At 60.4% G+C, this 17,956-nt stretch carries 17 protein-coding genes and 3 pseudogenes; 14 read left to right on the top strand and 6 right to left on the bottom strand.

Features of this window, described 5'->3' with window-relative positions; all coding sequences use genetic code 11:
* The first annotated feature begins 555 nt into the window (after positions 1-555).
* A complete protein-coding gene (locus tag J7U39_RS21000; protein ID WP_210632170.1) occupies positions 556-765 on the top strand; it encodes a hypothetical protein in 210 nt (69 codons plus the stop codon).
* Between the two features lie 120 nt (positions 766-885).
* On the top strand, positions 886-1,884 hold the full coding sequence (locus J7U39_RS20995; RefSeq protein WP_210632169.1) for an AraC family transcriptional regulator: 999 nt from the start codon (positions 886-888) through the stop codon (positions 1,882-1,884).
* 51 nt (positions 1,885-1,935) lie between these two features.
* Here J7U39_RS20995 and J7U39_RS20990 read toward each other — a convergent pair whose 3' ends face one another.
* From J7U39_RS20990 to J7U39_RS20980, 3 genes are all read right to left on the bottom strand, one after another.
* The gene (locus J7U39_RS20990) at positions 1,936-2,202 is read right to left on the bottom strand and encodes a hypothetical protein (protein ID WP_210632168.1); all 267 of its coding nucleotides are present in this window, start codon (positions 2,200-2,202) and stop codon (positions 1,936-1,938) included.
* Positions 2,199-4,493, bottom strand: coding sequence for an FdhF/YdeP family oxidoreductase (locus J7U39_RS20985; RefSeq protein ID WP_210632167.1), 2,295 nt, complete (start codon positions 4,491-4,493; stop codon positions 2,199-2,201). Before J7U39_RS20985 ends, J7U39_RS20990 begins: the two co-directional genes overlap by 4 nt.
* A gap of 93 nt (positions 4,494-4,586) precedes the next feature.
* Positions 4,587-6,515: a diguanylate cyclase gene (locus tag J7U39_RS20980; RefSeq protein ID WP_210632166.1), complete on the bottom strand. Its 1,929-nt coding sequence runs from the start codon at positions 6,513-6,515 to the stop codon at positions 4,587-4,589.
* 232 nt (positions 6,516-6,747) lie between these two features.
* Between J7U39_RS20980 and J7U39_RS20975 the strand changes: the two genes are divergently transcribed.
* The 9 genes and pseudogenes from J7U39_RS20975 to J7U39_RS20935 all read left to right on the top strand — a co-directional run.
* Positions 6,748-7,773 (top strand): aldo/keto reductase, encoded by a 1,026-nt coding sequence (locus J7U39_RS20975; RefSeq protein ID WP_210632165.1) that lies wholly within the window; start codon positions 6,748-6,750, stop codon positions 7,771-7,773.
* A gap of 27 nt (positions 7,774-7,800) precedes the next feature.
* Entirely contained in the window at positions 7,801-8,148 is a 348-nt protein-coding gene (locus J7U39_RS20970; RefSeq protein WP_210632164.1) for a DUF488 domain-containing protein, read from the top strand.
* Positions 8,149-8,227: 79 nt separating this feature from the next.
* Positions 8,228-8,749: a DUF4142 domain-containing protein gene (locus J7U39_RS20965; RefSeq protein WP_210632163.1), complete on the top strand. Its 522-nt coding sequence runs from the start codon at positions 8,228-8,230 to the stop codon at positions 8,747-8,749.
* Between the two features lie 7 nt (positions 8,750-8,756).
* Complete coding sequence (locus J7U39_RS20960; protein ID WP_210632162.1) at positions 8,757-9,077, top strand: cupredoxin family copper-binding protein; 321 nt, start codon at positions 8,757-8,759, stop codon at positions 9,075-9,077.
* Between the two features lie 36 nt (positions 9,078-9,113).
* On the top strand, positions 9,114-9,824 hold the full coding sequence (locus tag J7U39_RS20955; RefSeq protein WP_210632161.1) for an RNA polymerase sigma factor: 711 nt from the start codon (positions 9,114-9,116) through the stop codon (positions 9,822-9,824).
* Positions 9,825-10,211: 387 nt separating this feature from the next.
* A complete protein-coding gene (locus J7U39_RS20950) occupies positions 10,212-11,576 on the top strand; it encodes a TadE/TadG family type IV pilus assembly protein (RefSeq protein ID WP_210632160.1) in 1,365 nt (454 codons plus the stop codon).
* On the top strand, positions 11,573-12,103 hold the full coding sequence (locus tag J7U39_RS20945) for a TadE/TadG family type IV pilus assembly protein (protein WP_210632159.1): 531 nt from the start codon (positions 11,573-11,575) through the stop codon (positions 12,101-12,103). The genes J7U39_RS20950 and J7U39_RS20945 overlap by 4 nt, the downstream gene beginning before the upstream one ends.
* Position 12,104: 1 nt before the next feature.
* A complete protein-coding gene (locus J7U39_RS20940) occupies positions 12,105-12,689 on the top strand; it encodes a TadE/TadG family type IV pilus assembly protein (RefSeq protein WP_210632158.1) in 585 nt (194 codons plus the stop codon).
* Positions 12,690-12,771: 82 nt separating this feature from the next.
* Positions 12,772-13,029: pseudogene (locus J7U39_RS20935) on the top strand (hypothetical protein); the annotation flags it as partial.
* Positions 13,030-13,113: 84 nt separating this feature from the next.
* On the opposite strand, the gene J7U39_RS20930 reads toward J7U39_RS20935, so the two are convergent.
* Positions 13,114-13,953, bottom strand: coding sequence for a hypothetical protein (locus tag J7U39_RS20930; RefSeq protein WP_210632157.1), 840 nt, complete (start codon positions 13,951-13,953; stop codon positions 13,114-13,116).
* 410 nt (positions 13,954-14,363) lie between these two features.
* On the opposite strand from J7U39_RS20930, the gene J7U39_RS20925 reads away from it, so the two are divergent.
* A complete protein-coding gene (locus tag J7U39_RS20925) occupies positions 14,364-15,095 on the top strand; it encodes a pyrroline-5-carboxylate reductase (protein WP_210632192.1) in 732 nt (243 codons plus the stop codon).
* On the opposite strand, the gene J7U39_RS20920 is transcribed toward J7U39_RS20925, so the two are convergent.
* Positions 15,092-15,640: a cupin domain-containing protein gene (locus J7U39_RS20920; RefSeq protein ID WP_210632156.1), complete on the bottom strand. Its 549-nt coding sequence runs from the start codon at positions 15,638-15,640 to the stop codon at positions 15,092-15,094. The genes J7U39_RS20925 and J7U39_RS20920 overlap by 4 nt on opposite strands.
* 140 nt (positions 15,641-15,780) lie before the next feature.
* Here J7U39_RS20920 and J7U39_RS20915 point away from each other — a divergent pair, with 140 nt between their 5' ends.
* Positions 15,781-17,115 (top strand): aspartate aminotransferase family protein, encoded by a 1,335-nt coding sequence (locus tag J7U39_RS20915; RefSeq protein ID WP_210632155.1) that lies wholly within the window; start codon positions 15,781-15,783, stop codon positions 17,113-17,115.
* A gap of 48 nt (positions 17,116-17,163) precedes the next feature.
* Here J7U39_RS20915 and J7U39_RS20910 read toward each other — a convergent pair.
* Positions 17,164-17,645: pseudogene (locus J7U39_RS20910) on the bottom strand (Lrp/AsnC family transcriptional regulator).
* Between the two features lie 14 nt (positions 17,646-17,659).
* On the opposite strand from J7U39_RS20910, the pseudogene J7U39_RS20905 reads away from it, so the two are divergent.
* Positions 17,660-17,938, top strand: a pseudogene (locus J7U39_RS20905) (amidohydrolase); the annotation flags it as partial.
* Positions 17,939-17,956: the final 18 nt, after the last annotated feature.

The raw sequence follows: 17,956 nt of genomic DNA, 5'->3' as shown, positions 1-17,956 counted from the left end.
ATGCCACCTGTCGAGGTCCAGGCATCGACAAATGAATTGTCTTTATACCAGATCTCTATGCCTTCTCCGACAGGAGGTGAGTCGGACTGGATCTTTAATTCAGGGGCAACCAAAGAGTGGGGAGGGAGGGCTAGCCTATACATTTTGCGCAGGACCGGTCCATACTGCGTCGCGAAAAGCCGATTGACCGACAATATCGGAACGCGCCAATTGCTCCATTGCCGTAGAACACTAATCTCAGTCCGACCGGGGCCATGATGGTCTACGGTTTGCAAGCCCCCCTCCATCGATGACCCCAAGCGATGGAAGGGTTTACGTCCATACGCACTCCATCCCGTGCGTATGCCAACTGCCTGTCAGCCTGCCGAAGGCGATCTCGAGCGGTCCACTTCAGAACCTTCGGCAGGCGACTCTTGGATGGCGCCTTGAATGTGCTTCATGGGCACGTTGGCTAATCGTTTCATCACCGGACCACCATCAAAGCTGCAGTTCCAAGGCTTGCCAAGTGCAACCGGTTCTGTGGGTTCCTGACGACTGGCCGGGAAAATTCGACGGATGGAATTATCGGTAAAGTATCTAAAAGCTTCGCGTTTTCCGGCGCCCGCCACGCTCGGGCTCGGGCTGGACCGCCTTGCCCAGGCCAGCAAAACCGACACCCGGATCACGCTGAAACTTGCCCGCCTGGCTGCCGCTTACTGCGCTCTGGCCTGTTATTGGCTATTATACGGCGAAGCTTCGTTCATCATGCCCTCCACAAGGTCCTGACAGGCGCGAGAAGAAAGATGAGCTCGGTGACGTGCAACCAGAATGAGGGACGTACTTCATCTATGGCGATGCGGCCGGGGCGTCACGCCGTGCGACGCCAGATGAAATAATGGGGACAGCATGACGGAAAACAGCGCCCAGCCATTCTCCTTCCGATTCCACGGTTCGTCTTTCGACAATATGGTGGAAACCCTTGGCGGCGCTTTCGGCGCGTTTGATGCCGAGCCTGTCAGCCGCGCCAAGGACTTTCATTGGGGATTGGATATTTCGGTGGCCGAGAGAGCCGTCCTGCTGACGGGCTATCATGAGGCGGAGTTCCAATTCAACATCGAGCCGACCGTCACCACGGCAGAGTACCTGTCGCTCGTCGTGCCGCGCCGCGGCGGCATGGGAGTTACCTATGGGTCGCGCAAGGCCGAGGCCGGGCAAGGCAAACTGCTTCTCTACAACAATTTCGAGCCCGACAGCGTTCTCATGCATGGGCAAGGCAACGTCATCGACGAGTTGCTGATCAACTGGCCCGTCATCCTCCAGGCGATTGGCCAGACATTCGAAATGCCGTTCAGCGGCTCGCTCGACTTGCTGCCGGAACTGGATCTGTCAACGCCGGCCGGTCGGACGATCGGCAACCTCACGGAGACGATCATATCAGGAATGCGCGACGACGGTCCCCTGCTGCAGTCGCCGATCGCCATGGCGCACATGACGCAGGCGCTCGCCGATCTCGTCGTGCGCATCGTGCCGCATCGACTGTCGCATTTCCTTGAAAAGGCACCCGCCCTTATTGCTCCGAGGCATGTGCGCAGGGCGATCGAGTTCATGCAGGCCAATATCGATCAGCCGATCACCATGCCAAAGGTGGCGCAAGCGGCCGGCGTCTCCAGCAGAGCGCTCGAAACCGGCTTCCGCGCATTCAAGGGAACGTCCCCCGCCGCTTATCTGCTGACGCTTCGCCTGCGCGCGGCGCGGCAGGATCTGATCGATCCCGAGTGCAAGGAGACGATGAAGGCCATCTGCCTGAAATGGGGCTTCTTTCATTTCGGCCGCTTTTCCGCGGTCTACAAGGCAACATATGGCGAATACCCTTCCGATACGAGGAAGCGCGTGGGCCGCCGGTAACTTGCATCTGACGCGCACCGCGACCTTTCAAGTTCGATCTTTGCGCTATGTTTAGAGCGCGGCCAAGCTGTAGTGCACTCGCATCGTCCTCGGATCCCGCTTGACGATCCGAAGCTTATCATCACGCTCCGTCAGGGCGCTGAGGTCCCGCAACACAAGGGCATGTGCGATCCCGAGCATACGCGCAAAGGAGCGGCTGTCGGATGCGATCCCGAGCTCGGCAGCAACGAGCAGACCGGCCTGTAGGGAGGTCAGTGCGGCGTCCCCGTCTTGGGTCGCAGCGACAAGGGCAAGAAACCTATCGACCGCTTCGCTCACGCGCCGTCTCGCTTGCGCAAGGAAACCATGATCGACTTCGAGGTCGGCGTATCGCTTTCCTCGCCGGCGCTGCCAAGCGGCACGAGCACGTTCAATTCCGGGTAATAACCGGCAATGCTGCCCCGCGGAATATCATAGGGCACGAAGCGGAAATCCGGCGCGATACGCTCGACACCGTCATCGTGCTCGCCGATTACGTCGGCACGGTCACCGGCCCCGGCATTCATCGCCTTCAGATCCGCCGGATGAATGAAGATGACCTGCCGCTCTCCGTAGACGCCGCGATATCGGTCATCGAGACCATAGACCGTCGTATTGTATTGGTCGTGCGATCGGAACGTCTGCAGAGCGAACCGCCCCTCTCCTCTTCGCGCACGCTGGTGCACCGTCTCCTCAGGAAGCGGCTGGCAAGAAAATGATGCTCTGCCTGCCGGCGTCTGCCATTCCCGGTGGGCCGCCGCGTTGCGCAGATGGAAACCGCGCGGCTTGCGCAGGCGCATATTGTAATTCTCGAAGCCGGGAATGGTTGCCTCGATATGATCACGGATGCGGTCGTAGTCGTGGGCAAGCTCCGCCCAGTCGACCACGGAGGAGCCGACCGTCGCCTGCGCAATGCCGGCAATGATGGCGACTTCCGAGCGGAGATGCGGCGAGGCCGGGCGATTGATGCCGGCGGAACCATGCACCATGCTCATCGAATCTTCGACACTGACGAGTTGGGCATTGCCGGCAGCGTTCAGATCCATCTCGGTACGCCCGAGGCAGGGCAGAATGAAGGACGCCTCACCGGGCAGCAGATGCGAATGATTGGGTTTGGTGGCGATGTGCACCGTCAGCTTCAGCCGCCGAAGCGCTTTTTCGACCAGTGCGCTGTCGGGCGTCGCACGGGCAAAATTGCCGCCAAGCCCGATGAAAGCCTTGGCCGAACCGTCGAGCATCGCTCCGATCGCGGCAAGGACATTGTGACCATGCTCCCGCGGGACGGTGAAGCGGAAATGTTTCTCCAGCGCATCGAGGAAATCATCCGACGGTTTTTCATTGATGCCGACGGTGCGATCGCCTTGCACGTTGGAATGACCACGCACCGGGCAAAGACCAGCGCCGGGCTTGCCAATATTGCCGCGCAAGAACATGAAACTGGCGATCTCGCGGATCGTCGCCACCGAATGCAGGTGCTGGGTCACGCCCATCGCCCAGGTGCAGATGACCCGGTCGGCCTTGATATAGACGTCGGCCGCCTGTTCGATGTCCTGTCGGCTCAGTCCCGATTGCTCTTCGATATCAGCCCAGGCCGTCGCCTCGACCGCTTGCAGGTATTGCGCAAATCCGACGCAATGGTCGGCCAGGAACGCATGATCGAGGACCGGTGGCAGACCGGCGGCAACCGCAGCGTCTTCGGCAGCCAGCACCGCCTTTGCCATTCCGCGCACAGCGGCCATGTCGCCACCGAGCTGCGGTTGCAGATAAAGGCTGGCAATGTCGGTCGAGCCGCCGCGCAGCATCTCGATCTTGTCCTGCGGATCGGAGAAGCGCTCCAGCCCGCGCTCGCGGATCGGATTGAAGACGACGACCCGCGCGCCGCGCATCGCCGCCCGGCGCAGATCGCCGAGCATTCGGGGATGATTGGTGCCGGGGTTCTGGCCGATCACGAAAATCGCATCGGCCTCCTCGAAGTCCTCCAGAAGCACGGTGCCCTTGCCGACGCCGATCGCCTGATTCAGGGCGATTCCACTTGCCTCGTGGCACATGTTGGAACAATCGGGAAAATTGTTGGTGCCGTAGATGCGCACGAACAGCTGATAGAGGAAGGCAGCCTCGTTGCTGGCGCGGCCGGACGTATAGAACTCCGCCCGATTGGGATTATCGAGGCCCTTCAGAATGCTGCCGATCTCGGCAAAAGCATCCTCCCACCCCACCGGCAGGTAACGGTCGCTCGCAGCATCGTAACGCATCGGATGGGTGAGGCGGCCATTGAGTTCCAGTTCGTAATCCGACAACCGGCGAAGCTCAGCGACCGCATTCGCCGCAAAGAAAGCGGGGGTCGCCCGCTTTTCCGTGGCCTCCCATGCGACGGCCTTCACGCCGTTCTCACAAAATTCGAACGACGATCCGTGTTCCGGATCGCCCCAGGCGCAGCCCGGACAATCGAAGCCGTCCGGCTGGTTCGCCTTCAGCATCGTCCGCGCACCCGAGACCGGCGTGCCGCTTTGCAGCAATTGTTTGCCGCAGCTTTTCAGAGCGCCCCAGCCGCCAGCCGCCGCCGATTTCTTCCCGATGAATTTTGTGTCCATGCGCCCTGTATTGCTGAAGGGCGCTAAACATCAAGGGCGTACGAGCGATGACTCGATAGAAGAAACCTATCGAGAGATTCTGAAGCGCGGAGTTTAACCGGTTTCCTTCAGGGCATGCCCGTTCTCGCGGGAATGCGCCAGGATGCGGTTGCGGCCTTGCGTCTTGGCCTCATAGAGCGCGGCGTCGGCCTCTGCCAAAAGCCGGTTCGGGCTGGTCCGCAGGGTCGCGCCTGTAGCGCAGGATAGGCCGATGCTGGCGGTGACCCGCCCGAATTCGCTGCCGGAATGAATGATATTCTCCTGGGCCAGGCGACGCGCGAATTGCTCGGCGACGATCATCGCCCCCTTGGCGCTGGTATCGGGGAGGAACACGGCGAATTCCTCTCCGCCGTAGCGCGCGACGATGTCCGCGGGCCGACTGACGGCCTGGCGCAGACACTTGCTGACGACGCGCAGGCATTGGTCGCCGGCGGGATGACCATAGGTATCGTTATAGGCTTTGAAGCGGTCGATATCGACCATCAACAGGCTGAAAGGCGTGTTTTTCCTGGCGCTGCCCGCCGTCTCACGCGCGAAGGCCTCGTCGAAAGCGCGGCGATTGACGATGCCGGTAAGCCCGTCGGTCTCGGCAAGATTCTTCAATTGCTCCGCCGACAGCCTGAGCGCGATTTCCGCCTGTTTCGTCGCCGTGATGTCGGAGACGACGGCCATTGCCGTGCCGTCCCCGGAAATCCTTGTGCGGATGCTGCGCCAATCACCGTTGTGAAGCTGAACCTCCTCGTCCTTGTTGCTGTGCAGTGTCGCGGTGGCGGTCTTGATCCACTCTTCCGCATTACCCTCTGCGATAGCGGGCCGCTCGCCGGTTTCGACGACGCGGCGCAGGATGTCGCTGATATGCGCGCCGACCACGCGGGCAGCCCCGGAGAGCGGAAAGGCGTTGCGGTATTGATCGTTGCAGAAGAGAAGAAACCCTTTGCTGTCGTACATGGCGATGCCGTCGGACATGTTCGCCATCGCATGTGACAGCAGGTTCTTGCTGTCGCGAAGCTCCCGCTCCAGCGCTGTACGCTCGGTCACATCACGGGTCACGCCTGCAAGGCCGATGATCCGTCCCTGCTTGTCCCTGAGCGGCACTTTGGAAGCGAGCAGGAAACGGCCTTCGATCCGCTCGGTGGAGTCGATCAGCGGCGTCCCTGTCTCCATCACCTGCTGCTCGAGATGATACAATTCTTCTGCGAGCGGCTGCGACATCAGATTGAAATCCGACAATCCGGTCATCTCCGCCGTCGTCCTGAAACGGAAGAGGCGCGTCATGTTTTCATTGACGGTGATGAAGCGGCTGTTTCGGTCCTTCACATAAAGGTAATCCGGCGATTGCGAAAATGCCGTCACCAGAATGCTGCGTTCGAGTTCCCATCGTTGCGTCTTCAGGAGAACAAAGCCACCGAGCAAAGTCGCCAGACAATTCGAGGCCGTCACGGGGAAACCCACGCCGGCCAGCACATGGGCAGCCACGAGAGTGGGAAGCAAGGCCATCGCTGCAACCAGTGTGCCGCCAAGGGCAAGGCCGAGCAGAACGACGTCGGTGAAACCGGGAGATCTCTTGCGGGTCCAGACATGGCCGGCGACGCCGATGCCGGCTGCGCATGCAATGGTGATAATGCCATCGACCATCGCCGTGCCGCCGACGGCAAAGCGGAAGGCGATCGCCAGCGACGCGGCAAAAGCCGCCGCCATCGGCCCCCCGAACATGCCGGCCAATGCCAGCGGCGAAAAACGCAGGTCGATATAGATGCCGGGATGAAACTCGATCGCGAGCAGTATGGACCCGATGGAGGCGCCGCCCGCTATTATCCCGAAGGCGATCTTCTCTTGCGCGAAGGAACGGCGCTGAAACTGGATAGAAAAGAGCGCCCACAGCGACATCGCCAGAGACACGAAGGAAAGGTTGCCACCAAATTGCGTCCAGATGCCATTCACCGCGTTGGGTCCACCTTCCAAACCATGTAATAAACATGTCATACGACAACACTGGTTTGGGCTTCGTTAAGTCGGACAGCCGGTTGCGCCATTCACCGGCTAATGCACCGGATATCGCGCTCTTCTGCGGGATCCGGCCGGATGGGACGCCATTGCCCGGACCACCGCAGACCGAGGTTTCTCACTTCAGTCTCGATTCCACGCAGAAGCGTTATTGGTTAGAATGCAGTGTCGACCACGAGCAGCAAACGAATATGGAATGCGGAGCCTTGACATGAGGACGCGACATTGGGACCGCAGGGGCGACGGCGGGCTGACCTTTACCGAACTCGGGTTCGGCACCGCGCCTCTCGGCAATCTTTATCGGGCGATAACCGATGAAGAGGCGGCAGCAGTCTTGGATGCGGCCTGGCAACACGGCATCCGTTACTTCGACACTGCGCCGCTCTACGGGCTTGGCCTCGCCGAGAGGCGGCTTGGCCGCTTTCTCGCTACGAAACAGCGTAAAGACTTCGTCGTCTCGACAAAAGTCGGCAGGCTCCTCAAGGTCTGTCGACCCGAACAGCGGACCGGCATCGGTAAATTCTTCGACACGCCCAATCGCCGAGAGGTTTTTGACTACAGCTACGATGGCATCATGCGATCGTTCGAAGCCTCTTTCGAGCGCACCGGGCTCGACTGCTTCGATATTCTCTTCGTGCACGATCTGGATGTCTTCAATCACGGCAACCAGGCCGCCTGCGACCATTATCTCGAGCAATTCATGAACGGTGGGTATCAGGCCATGACCTCGCTGCGCGATCAGGGAGTGGTGAAAGCCATCGGTGGCGGAATAAACGAGTGGGAGATGTGCCAGACGCTTGCCGAGCGTGGCGACTTCGACCTGTTTCTGCTTGCCGGACGCTATACTCTGCTCGAGCAGGAGGCGTTGGAATCCTTTCTTCCCCTGTGCGTCGCCCGCAATATCGGCATCGTGCTCGGCGGTCCCTATAACTCCGGCATACTGGTGACAGGCCCGATTGCCGGCGCGCAATACAATTACTCTGACGCCCCGTCACACATCCTCGATAAAGTCCGGCGCATCGAACAAGTCTGCCTGAAATACAACGTCGCTCTCTCGGACGCGGCTCTCAACTTTCCGCTCTTCCATCCGGCTGTCGTTTCCGTCATCCCAGGCGGCCAGTCGATCGATCAGGTGGCGTCCAACGACCGGGCGCGGAACAGACATATCCCTCGCGAACTGTGGGAGGACCTGAAATCGCTGGGCTTGATGCGCGGTGATGCGCCCCTCTCGCGCTGACTTACCTACTTCATTGCGGATGAAAAATTGGCCCTGCACATCAAACGAATCTACGAGCCGAAAGAAGACAGGGATGGCACGCGTATTCTGGTCGACAGGCTGTGGCCGCGCGGCTTGAAGAAGCAGGTGGCGGCGGTCGATGTCTGGCTGAAGGACATAGCGCCGAGTCCGGGGCTGCGCCGATGGTTCGGCCATGATCCGGCCAAATGGAGCGAATTTCAGCGTCGTTACCGCGACGAGCTCAAAAAGAACTCATCAGCCGTCAAGGAGCTCGAACGCCTGATCGGGCGGTCGGACGCCACGCTTCTCTATTCGGCGAAAGACCAGGCTCACAATCATGCGATCGTGCTTCAAAGTTTTATCGGCGAAGCCTGAAGCGCTTCGAAAATTTCCGGGAACCTTTTCGATCGATCTGCATCCAATGCTCGCTTCCATCCGACAAAGGAGACAGATCATGTTCAAACGAATTCTCGGCGCAACCTTCATCGCGGCATCGCTCGGCACCGCCTCGATCGCCGCCGACGCCAAGCCGACCGATCCTCAGATCGCCCACATCGCCTATACGGCGGGGCAGATCGATGTCACCGCCGCCGCGCAGGCGTTGAAGAAGAGCAAGAATGCCGAGGTTATCGAATTCGCCAAAACCATGGAGCGGGACCACAAGGCCGTCAACGACCAGGCGCTCGCCCTCGTCAAAAAGCTGAAAGTGATGCCTGAGGACAACAAGATCAGCCAATCGCTCTCGACCCAGGCGAGCAAGGAACTGAAGACGCTTGACGCCCTCGACGGTGCAGCCTTCGACAAGGCCTATGTCGAAAACGAAGTCGCTTATCACAAGTTAGTCAACGATGCCCTTGCCAAGGTGCTGATCCCCTCAGCTCAGAACAAGGAGCTGAAATCGCTGCTGGAAACGGGCCTGACCCTGTTCAAGCAACACCAGACGCATGCCGAGCATCTCGCTTCGATGATCAAGTAGGGTCGCGATGGGATCGCTGATGAAACTGCTGCCGCTGTTGTTGGCGCAGCTCTGGGCAAGCAGCGGGGTCGCCTCAGCGGCGGAATATCAGGTCACGATCGCGGGCATGAAATTCGGGGTGCCGCCTAACGAGCTGCATGTCGGCGATGTGATCGTCTGGCGAAACGATGATATATTCCGGCATACAGCGACGGCTCGCGACAAGAGCTTCGATGTCGACCTGCCGCCGAAATCGGAGGCGCGGATGACGGTCAACCGGGCGGGAGCGGTCGATTTCTATTGCCGCTTTCATCCCGCCATGACGGGCGAACTGGACGTCCGGCCGTAAGGCCGGGCTCCGATCCAAAGCAATGCGGAGATTTGCATGACAGCCATTGCGGTTCCGGTCGCGCGACGCCGGCAGAATATATCAGCGCTCCCCGATGTCGAACTCGTGCCCCTTGCGAGGCAGGGCGACGAACCCGCCATCCGCGTCATCGTCCAGCGGTACAATCAGCGCCTGTTCCGCACGGCGCGCGCCATTATCCGCAGCGATTGGGAAGCCGAAGAGGTCGTGCAGGCCGCCTATGTCAAGGCCTTCACCAATCTCGCGACATTCCGCGGCGAGTCCGAGCTTTCGACATGGCTGACGCGGATTGCGCTCAACGAGGCGCTGGGCCGCGTGCGCAGCCGAAAGAACACCGCCGGGCTTGAGGAAATCGACATGCAGACGACATCGGGGGGCGGCGAAGTCCTCCAGTTCCCCTCCTCGCTCTCCGCGACCGACCCGGAAAGCGAGCTTTCGCGAAGCCAGGCGCGGCATCTTCTCGAACAGGCCGTCGACGACCTTCCCGACGAATTTCGCGCCATCTTCGTGCTGCGGGATGTCGAGGGCATGAGCACGGAGGAGGCCGCATCCTATCTTGGCATCAAACCCGAAACCGCCAAGACCAGGCTGCATCGGGCGCGGAAGGCGATGCGCCAGTCGATCGAGAAACAGCTCTCGGGCGCATTTGCGGCCCTGTTCCCCTTCGACGGCGCCCGTTGCGCCTCAATGGGCGACCGCGTCATCGCAGTTCTTCGTCAGACATCGTGAGTTCCGACAACAGCACGCGTTTGCTTCGACGCAGCAGGTGACGGGCGCGATTACCCGCGACGCCACCTCTCGTTGGGGCTGGAGTCGCCAACTGAAGGGTGCCGCCGAAGCACGATGATTTCCGCCTTGGGCACGGCTCTGCTGTAACAGGAATATGTCATCGCAGAAGCTCAAAAGACGCCTGCGACCTGCTGAAGCGGCGCCGAGAAGGCTCACCCCGCGCGCCGACAGCGCGGCGATATCCACAATTCGCAAACATATCCGATAAGCGCAGCAAACAGCGAGCCGGCAACGCATCTTCTATCGCGAACGGAGAAATTAACAAACGCTCAAGTTTTCCAGATACATCTTGCTTTTGCTATTTTTTGTCTTGCGTCATGGTGTGTTTTGAAGTCGGCTCTTTCATATGCGCTTGCTCGAATTACGAGCGCCCTCCGCAGTCTCGAAAGGGACAGAGGCGGTAACGTCGCCATCGTCGTCGCGCTCAGCCTCGTGCCGATGCTCATCGCCGTCGGCGCGAGCTTCGACTATATTCGCAGCTACAATGTCCGGCAGAGGATGCAGAGCGATCTCGACGCGGCCCTGATCGCCGCGGTCAAGCAGATCAACAACACCGAGGATACCGACGCTCTCAAGGAGAAGGTTGCCGACTGGTTCCATGCGCAGGTGGACAACAGCTACACGCTTGCTGATATCGACATCGATACCGTGAACCACAACATCACGGCGACGGCGAGCGGCACCGTTCCGACGACATTCATGAAGATCGCCAACATCGAGACCGTTCCCGTCAGCGTGGCAAGCGCCGTCAAGGGCCCCGCCACGTCCTATCTCAATGTCTATATCGTCATCGACACATCGCCGTCGATGCTGCTGGCGGCCACGACGTCCGGCCAGTCGACCATGTATTCCGGTATCGGATGCCAGTTTGCCTGCCACACGGGTGATGCGCACACTATCGGCAAAAAGACATACGCCACCAACTATGACTACAGCAAGGAAAAGGGAATAAAGCTGCGCGCCGATGTCGCCGGCGACGCCGTACGCGAAGTGCTCGACATGATCGACGAATCCGACGAGAATCATGAACGTATCAAGGTCGGGCTTTACAGCCTCGGGGATACGCTTTCAGAGGTTCTGGCACCGACGCTGAGCACGGATACGGCGCGGACCCGCCTCGCGGACGCCAGCTACGGCCTCACCAGCGCGACCTCGAAGGCCGCCACTTATTTCGACGTTTCGCTATCGACGCTCAAACAGAAAGTCGGCGCCGGAGGGGACGGAACCTCCTCGAGCTCTCCGCTCAAACTGGTTCTGCTGCTGACGGACGGTGTCCAGTCCAAACGCGAATGGGTGACCAACGGAGTGGTCTGGAAGAGCGGGAAGGCGATCTCCGGATCCTACTGGAACAAGGTGGCGCCTCTTAATCCCGACTGGTGCGGCTATCTGAAGAACCAATCCAATACGATGGCCGTGCTCTATACCGAATACCTGCCGCTCACTTCGGACTGGGGCTATAACGCAACCGTCGGCTCGACCATGGCGAGCGCCAACTGGAAGAACACCTGGGGCGGCACCATGGACAGCGGCGTGTCGACCAGCATTACGAGACGCGATTATATTCCCTACGCGCTTGCCGACTGCGCATCGTCGAAGAGCCTGTTCATATCGGCATCATCGTCGACGGAAATCACGGCGGGCCTGTCGACGCTCTTCACTCAATATCTCTCTTCCGTCCGGCTGACCCAATGACCGCAAGAAACCGCTTTGCATTGCTTCGCCGCCTGCTCGGCGATCGCAAGGGGGTGGCTGCGATCGAATTTGCGATCCTGGCCCTGCCGCTCTTCATCATGATCTTCGGCATTATCGAAGTGTCGCTGATGTTCTTCGTCAACTCCTCGCTGGACGCTTCCGTTCATAAAATCTCCCGGATGATCCGCACCGGCGAGGTGGCGTCATCGAAGATCACACTGGCCACTTTCAAGAGCAAGATTTGCGACGACATGCTTCTGTCCTTCAGTTGCTCGAGCGGCCTCGTCGTCAAGGTCAGCGTGCTTTCCGACCTGTCCTCCGCCACCCGCGCCGATCCGATCGACGACAGCGGAAATCTCGCCGTCACCCAGACCTATGATATCGGCAAGGGCAGCGACTACATCCTCGTGCAGGCATTCCTGCCCTGGGAGGCCACCGTCAACTTCTTCAGCCTGTCGAGCGCCAAGCTTTCGGACGGCCGCTATCTCCTCGGATCCTCCGCTCTGTTTCGCAATGAACCTTTCTGACATGATCACGAAACGGAACCTCATCCTTCTCGGTCTCGCCCGATCCTGCACCGGCCGCCTCGCATGCGACCGCACGGCCGCTTCGGGCGTGGAATTCGCATTGGTGCTGCCGATCCTGATCGTGCTGCTGTTCGGCACCGTCGATCTCGGCCATGCCCTCACCGTCAGCCGCAAAATAGACGAGATCGCCTCCAGCACAGGCGACATGATCGCGCAGCAGAGCACCTGGACGAAGACCGACGTCACCAAGCTTCTTTCCGGCGCGAGCTTCATCCTGCAGCCCTATGAGACCACCGGGCTGACAATCACGGTCACGGTCAATGACGTCGACAACAGCGGCAAAGCGACGGTCAACTGGTCCGCCGCGTTCAACACCGCGTCGCTTGCTTCCGGGATGGCAAGCGCGATCGACATACCGGCGAAGATCCAGGAGACAGGCGTCCAGGTGGTGCTGACGCGGGTGCAATACACCTTGACGACACCGGTATCGGCATTTTTCTCGAACTTCACCGGGCAGAACGGCTACAGCTTCGACCACCATTTCTTCAATCGCCCGAGAGTCAGCGACACGATCAGTTACAACTAGACTGTATGTTCGTGATCGGTGGATTATGAGATCCCGGTCGCTTGCCGTCACGTCGACAATGATGCATTGCTCGCCGGCTTGACCTGCCTTCTTAGGCAAGATGAAGGACGGGATTCCCGAGGTCGGGGGCATCGATCTCGCCGATGGATACAGGGCCGGCCGTTTTCATGGCGACATCGGCGGGCAAGCCGATCCCGATCCGCAGGATAGGATAGACGCCTTTCGTATCGCGGCCGAGGCGGCGCGGCTGGTCAGCGCCAAATTTGGGGCCGAGAAGAATGCGGGACCAGCGCGCCATTATGGAGAGCTTGTCAAGACATTGGAACAGCAGAACGATTGAATGACTTTCATATGAGCGCGTCACTGCAACGGCGATCCAGCGCTTCGCCCTGTCGCAGGCCGATAACCGCGAGATCGAGCCGGCTCACCCGGCGAGCTTGACGATGCCGTAGGGATTGAACTTGAACTCATCCACGTCATAGGTGGAATCGAAGGAGAGGCTTGCGCCCCGTGCCTTGAGCGTCGCATCGAGACCCTGCTTGCCGATCTCCCCGGCAACTGCATCCATGATGGCAACGACCTGCCTTTCGCTACCGGCCGTCTCCGGCACATAGACCTCCGGCAGCCCCACGAGATGGAAGCCGACGCTTTCCAGATAACCGCGCGCCGAGAGCGGCCTCTTGGCAAAGGCCAGGCGGCCGACGCGCTGCTGGGCGAGCGGATCGCCGGCTTTCTGCGCTTCGGCGCCTTGGCCGATCAGTACTCTCCATCGATCGAGCCCATGTGCGATACCGGCGCTTTCGCCCTTGACGGCAACCGCTCCCGCGTCAATCAGCTGCTCGACGAGACGCAGAGCCGTCATCGACACCTTGATGGTGTCTGCCTGCGTCATGCTCGGCCCGAGGACATAGAGGACGGATTGATGATCGGCGACGGCTTTCTCGTCCGTCTCGTTCCAGGCATCGGGTTCGACCCGATCCCAGCAGACATCGAATGACCGGCTCATTCGGTCATCCGGCTCCGCCTGCGAATAATCCTCATCGACGCTGAAGCCGGTGGCGAAATCACGGATCGCTTTGGCCGCCGCTTCGGACAAGCGGCTGAGGTCGCGATCTCTCCCGAGAAAACAGAGGACATGCCGGGGTGTCACCGACGACGCCTCCTCCTGGGCGATTGTCTCCGGACTGGTGTCGATAGCGAAAGAAGGTTTCCAGCCAACCATGGCCCATAGGGACCCCAACAGCGCGCGACGCAGGATATGCAAGAGCGATGCCTCCGTTCGGCCGAATCTTTACAGCTTCCGCTTGTAAACAAATGACACCCGAAACGAAAGCGGATCTCGCGACTATACGTCGTGCTATTCAATCCCAGATATCCTCTTGAGCAGAGCCTTCAGGGTAGGGATCGTCATCGTCTGCCACCTTTAATCGGGCCGTCCTTTCTTGGGCGATGCGCTGGTTCCATGCGCCGGTCGGGGGCAGCGTCGACAAGATCACGTGAAAAAATTAAATTTGCCTGCAAGCTGTTTTTCTGGCGCAATGGATACCAGGTCGAGAGAAAGGGACTTAAGTGTCTCAAAGAACCGAAAATGAAGCGAATTCGCGGAACGGGCTCGAAGGACATTACCAGGTCAACAGCATCGGATTCGTCGGAACCGGCGTCATCACCGAGGCGATGGTTCGCGGGCTCCTCGCTGAGCCGGCCTATGCCTCGCAGATTCACGTCTCTCCGCGAAGCGCCCACATTGCGGAAACGCTGGCAGGCGAATTCGCCGCCGTGAGGATCGCCAAGGACAACCAGGACGTCGTCGATCGCAGCGACACGGTGTTCCTCGCGATACGACCGCAGATCGCCGAGGAGGTCGTGCGGGAACTGTCGTTCAGGGCCGGGCAGACAGTCGTCAGCGTCGTCGCGGCGACGGAGCGCCAGGCTCTCATCGACTGGATCGGCGCCGACGTGCATCTCGTGCAGGCGATCCCCCTGCCCTTCGTCGCAGCTCGCCAAGGCGTGACCGCCATCTACCCGCCTGATAATACGGTCGCAGCGCTGTTCGACACGCTCGGTGCCGCCGTCCAATGCCAGTCGAGGAAGCAATACGATCTACTCGCAGCCGCAAGTTCGATGATGTCGACCTATTTTGGGATCATGGAAACGGTTGCCGGCTGGCTGGAAAGGAGCGGCCTCGAAAGGGCGAAAGGCCACGCCTACATTGCCCCGCTCTTCGCAAGCCTGGCGCAAAAGGCGAGCGGCCCGGGCGCTGAGCCCTTCAGCACACTGAGCCGCGAATTCGCAACCATGGGCGGGCTGAACGAGCAGGTTCTGTCCGACTTCGAGAAAAAGGGCGGCATCGCGGCGCTGACCGAAGCGCTCGACGGCGTGCTCGCTCGCATCGAGGGCAGAAACTAAAAAGTAGGCGGCGTGCAGGCGCTGATGACTTCGCAGGCCACCGGCCCGACGCAGCGGAACCGGTGTGGGCGCCGGCTTTCGAAATAGTAGGCGTCACCAGGCCCCAGCACGCGCCGTTCGTCGTCGACCGTGACCTCGAGCCTTCCCGAGAGCACGATCCCGCCCTCCTCTCCCTCGTGGACAAGAGGAATTTTTCCGGTGTCGGCGCCCGGCTGGTAGCACTCCTTGAGCATCTGCAGGCTGCGCCCGAACAAGGTTTCGCCAACCTGCTTGTAGGAAATGGCACCCTTGCCGATCTCCACCAGTTCCTCGGCCGCGTAGAAAGCCTTTTTTGGACGTTCGGGTTCGAAGGCGAAGAATTCCGCCAGCCCGATCGGGATGCCGTCGAGAATTCGCTTCAGGGCTCCAACCGAGGGATTGGAGGCGTTCGATTCGATCAGCGAGATCGTCGAGTTCGGCACACCGGTGCGTTTGGCGAGCTCACGCTGGGAAAGCTTGTGGGCGATGCGGAGATGGCGAAGGCGGCTGCCGATGTCGACTGACATGATGCGGTCCGTTTGCGTTGTCCAGAATAGCGAAAATATGTCAGATGAACCAATATATTTCAACAGCTTGCGCGGACACAGAAAAGGACTTGTTCGTAAAGGAGAAATCATCATTCTCGGTCCATCCCAAGGAGGCCAGAATGGATCAGCTGAACAAGACGAACGCGCCCGTACTCGAAAATTTCTGGATGCCATTCACGGCGAACCGGCAGTTCAAGGCCACGCCACGGCTTTTGGCCACTGCGGAAGGAATGTATTACACCGACGTCGATGGAAACCGGGTGCTGGACGGCACGGCCGGGCTCTGGTGCTGCAACGCCGGCCACGGCCGCAAGAAGATCGCCCAGGCGGTCGAGCGGCAGCTTGCCACCCTCGACTATGCCCCGACCTTCCAGATGGGGCATCCGATCGCCTTCGATTTCGCCGCGAAGCTCGCGGCAACCGCGCCGGGCGGGGCTGACGCCAATCTCGACCGGGTCTTTTTCACCGGCTCGGGCTCGGAATCGGTCGATACGGCTCTGAAGATCGCCATCGCCTATCAGCGCGCGATCGGCCAGGGCACACGCACGCGCATCATCGGTCGCGAGAAGGGCTATCACGGCGTCGGCTTCGGCGGCATTTCCGTTGGCGGTCTCGTCAATAATCGGCGGGTCTTCCCGCAGATACCGGCCGACCACATGCGCCACACGCTCGACGTCGAGCGCAACGCGTTTTCGAAGGGGCTTCCCGCCCATGGCGTGGAACTGGCCGACGATCTCGAACGCCTGGTGCAGTTGCACGGTGCCGAAACCATCGCCGCTGTCATCGTCGAGCCGATGGCGGGATCGGCAGGCGTTATCCTGCCGCCGAAGGGTTATCTGGAGAAGCTGCGCGCGACCGCCGACAAGCACGGCATCCTGCTGATCTTCGACGAGGTCATCACCGGCTTCGGCCGTCTCGGCACGCCTTTCGCGGTGGATTACTTCGGCGTCGTGCCTGACCTGGTCACCACGGCAAAGGGCCTGACCAACGGCGCGATCCCGATGGGCGCGGTCTTTGCCAGCCGTAAAGTCCATGACGGGCTGATGATCGGACCTGACAATGCGATCGAACTCTTCCACGGCTATACCTATTCCGGCCATCCGGTCGCTTGCGCCGCGGGACTCGCAACCCTCGAAATCTACGAGGAAGAAGGGCTGCTGACGCGTGCATCCGACTTGGCCGAATATTGGCAGGACGCTCTCCATTCGCTGAAGGGCCTGCCCAGTGTCGTCGACATCCGCAATCTCGGACTGGTCGGCGCAGTGGAACTCGCTCCGCGTGACGGGGCACCGGGAACCCGCGCCTACGACGTCTTCGTCGATTGCTTCAAGAAGGGCCTGCTGATCCGTGTGACCGGCGATATCATCGCGCTTTCTCCACCGCTGATCGTCGAGAAAGACCAGATCGACACGATCGTCTCGACGATCGGCGATGCACTGAAGCGCGCGGCATAATCCCACCGCTTCCTGCCGATGCGGTGGCGAACCGGCCACCGCATCGGCTTACTCCAGGGGCACGCCAAGCCCGACTTTGACCCGGTCCATCGCAACAAAGGTGCGGAAGCGCTTGACGTTGTTGTTGCCGAAGAAGAGCCGCCGGGTGAGCGCCTCGTAATCGGCCATCGACAGCACGACGATGACAAGAATGAAATCGGCTTCGCCGGTGACGTAATAGCATTGCTGGATTTCCGGCGCGGCTGCGAACTCCGTCTTCGCCCGCTCGATCTGATCGCGGTTTCCCTGATCACCTCCACCTCGACGAAGATCGTGATGGACTGCCCGACTGCCTCCGGCGCGACGACCGAGACGTCCGCCCGGATCACCCCTTCCTCCCGCATCCGCTTGATCCGGCACTGAACGGCGGGCGCGGACAGGTTCACCGCATCGCCGGTCGTGCGCTGCGGGGTCATATTGTCCCGCTGGAGAACGGCGAGAATCTTGCGATCGAAGGCATCGAGAGGCGATGGCTGAACGCGCTTGTTCAAATGGCCGGCTGGTGGTGACCAACCTGCAGACCATCGTCTCCAGGCGACTCGACCCGGCCGATATCGGCGTCGTCTCGGTTACCGAACTGATCACCGACGGAACGCGCAATGCGCTTCCCGGCGTCGCCCGCATTCTCGGCGATGCCCGCAGCTTCCGCTCCGAGATCAGCGAGACGATCGAAAGGCAGATGCGGATAATCGCCGAGGGCACAGAGGTCCTCTACACCAGGGAATTCGTCCCTCTGGCGAATGACCCTGGCTTGACCGAGGAAGCGCTTGCCGTCGCGCGGGATGAATCCCGGCCGTGGTTA

This window comes from Rhizobium sp. NLR16a, from assembly GCF_017948245.1.
Taxonomy (GTDB): domain Bacteria; phylum Pseudomonadota; class Alphaproteobacteria; order Rhizobiales; family Rhizobiaceae; genus Rhizobium.
Note: the sequence above shows the minus strand (reverse complement) of the source record. Positions and strands in the feature narration are given on the sequence as shown.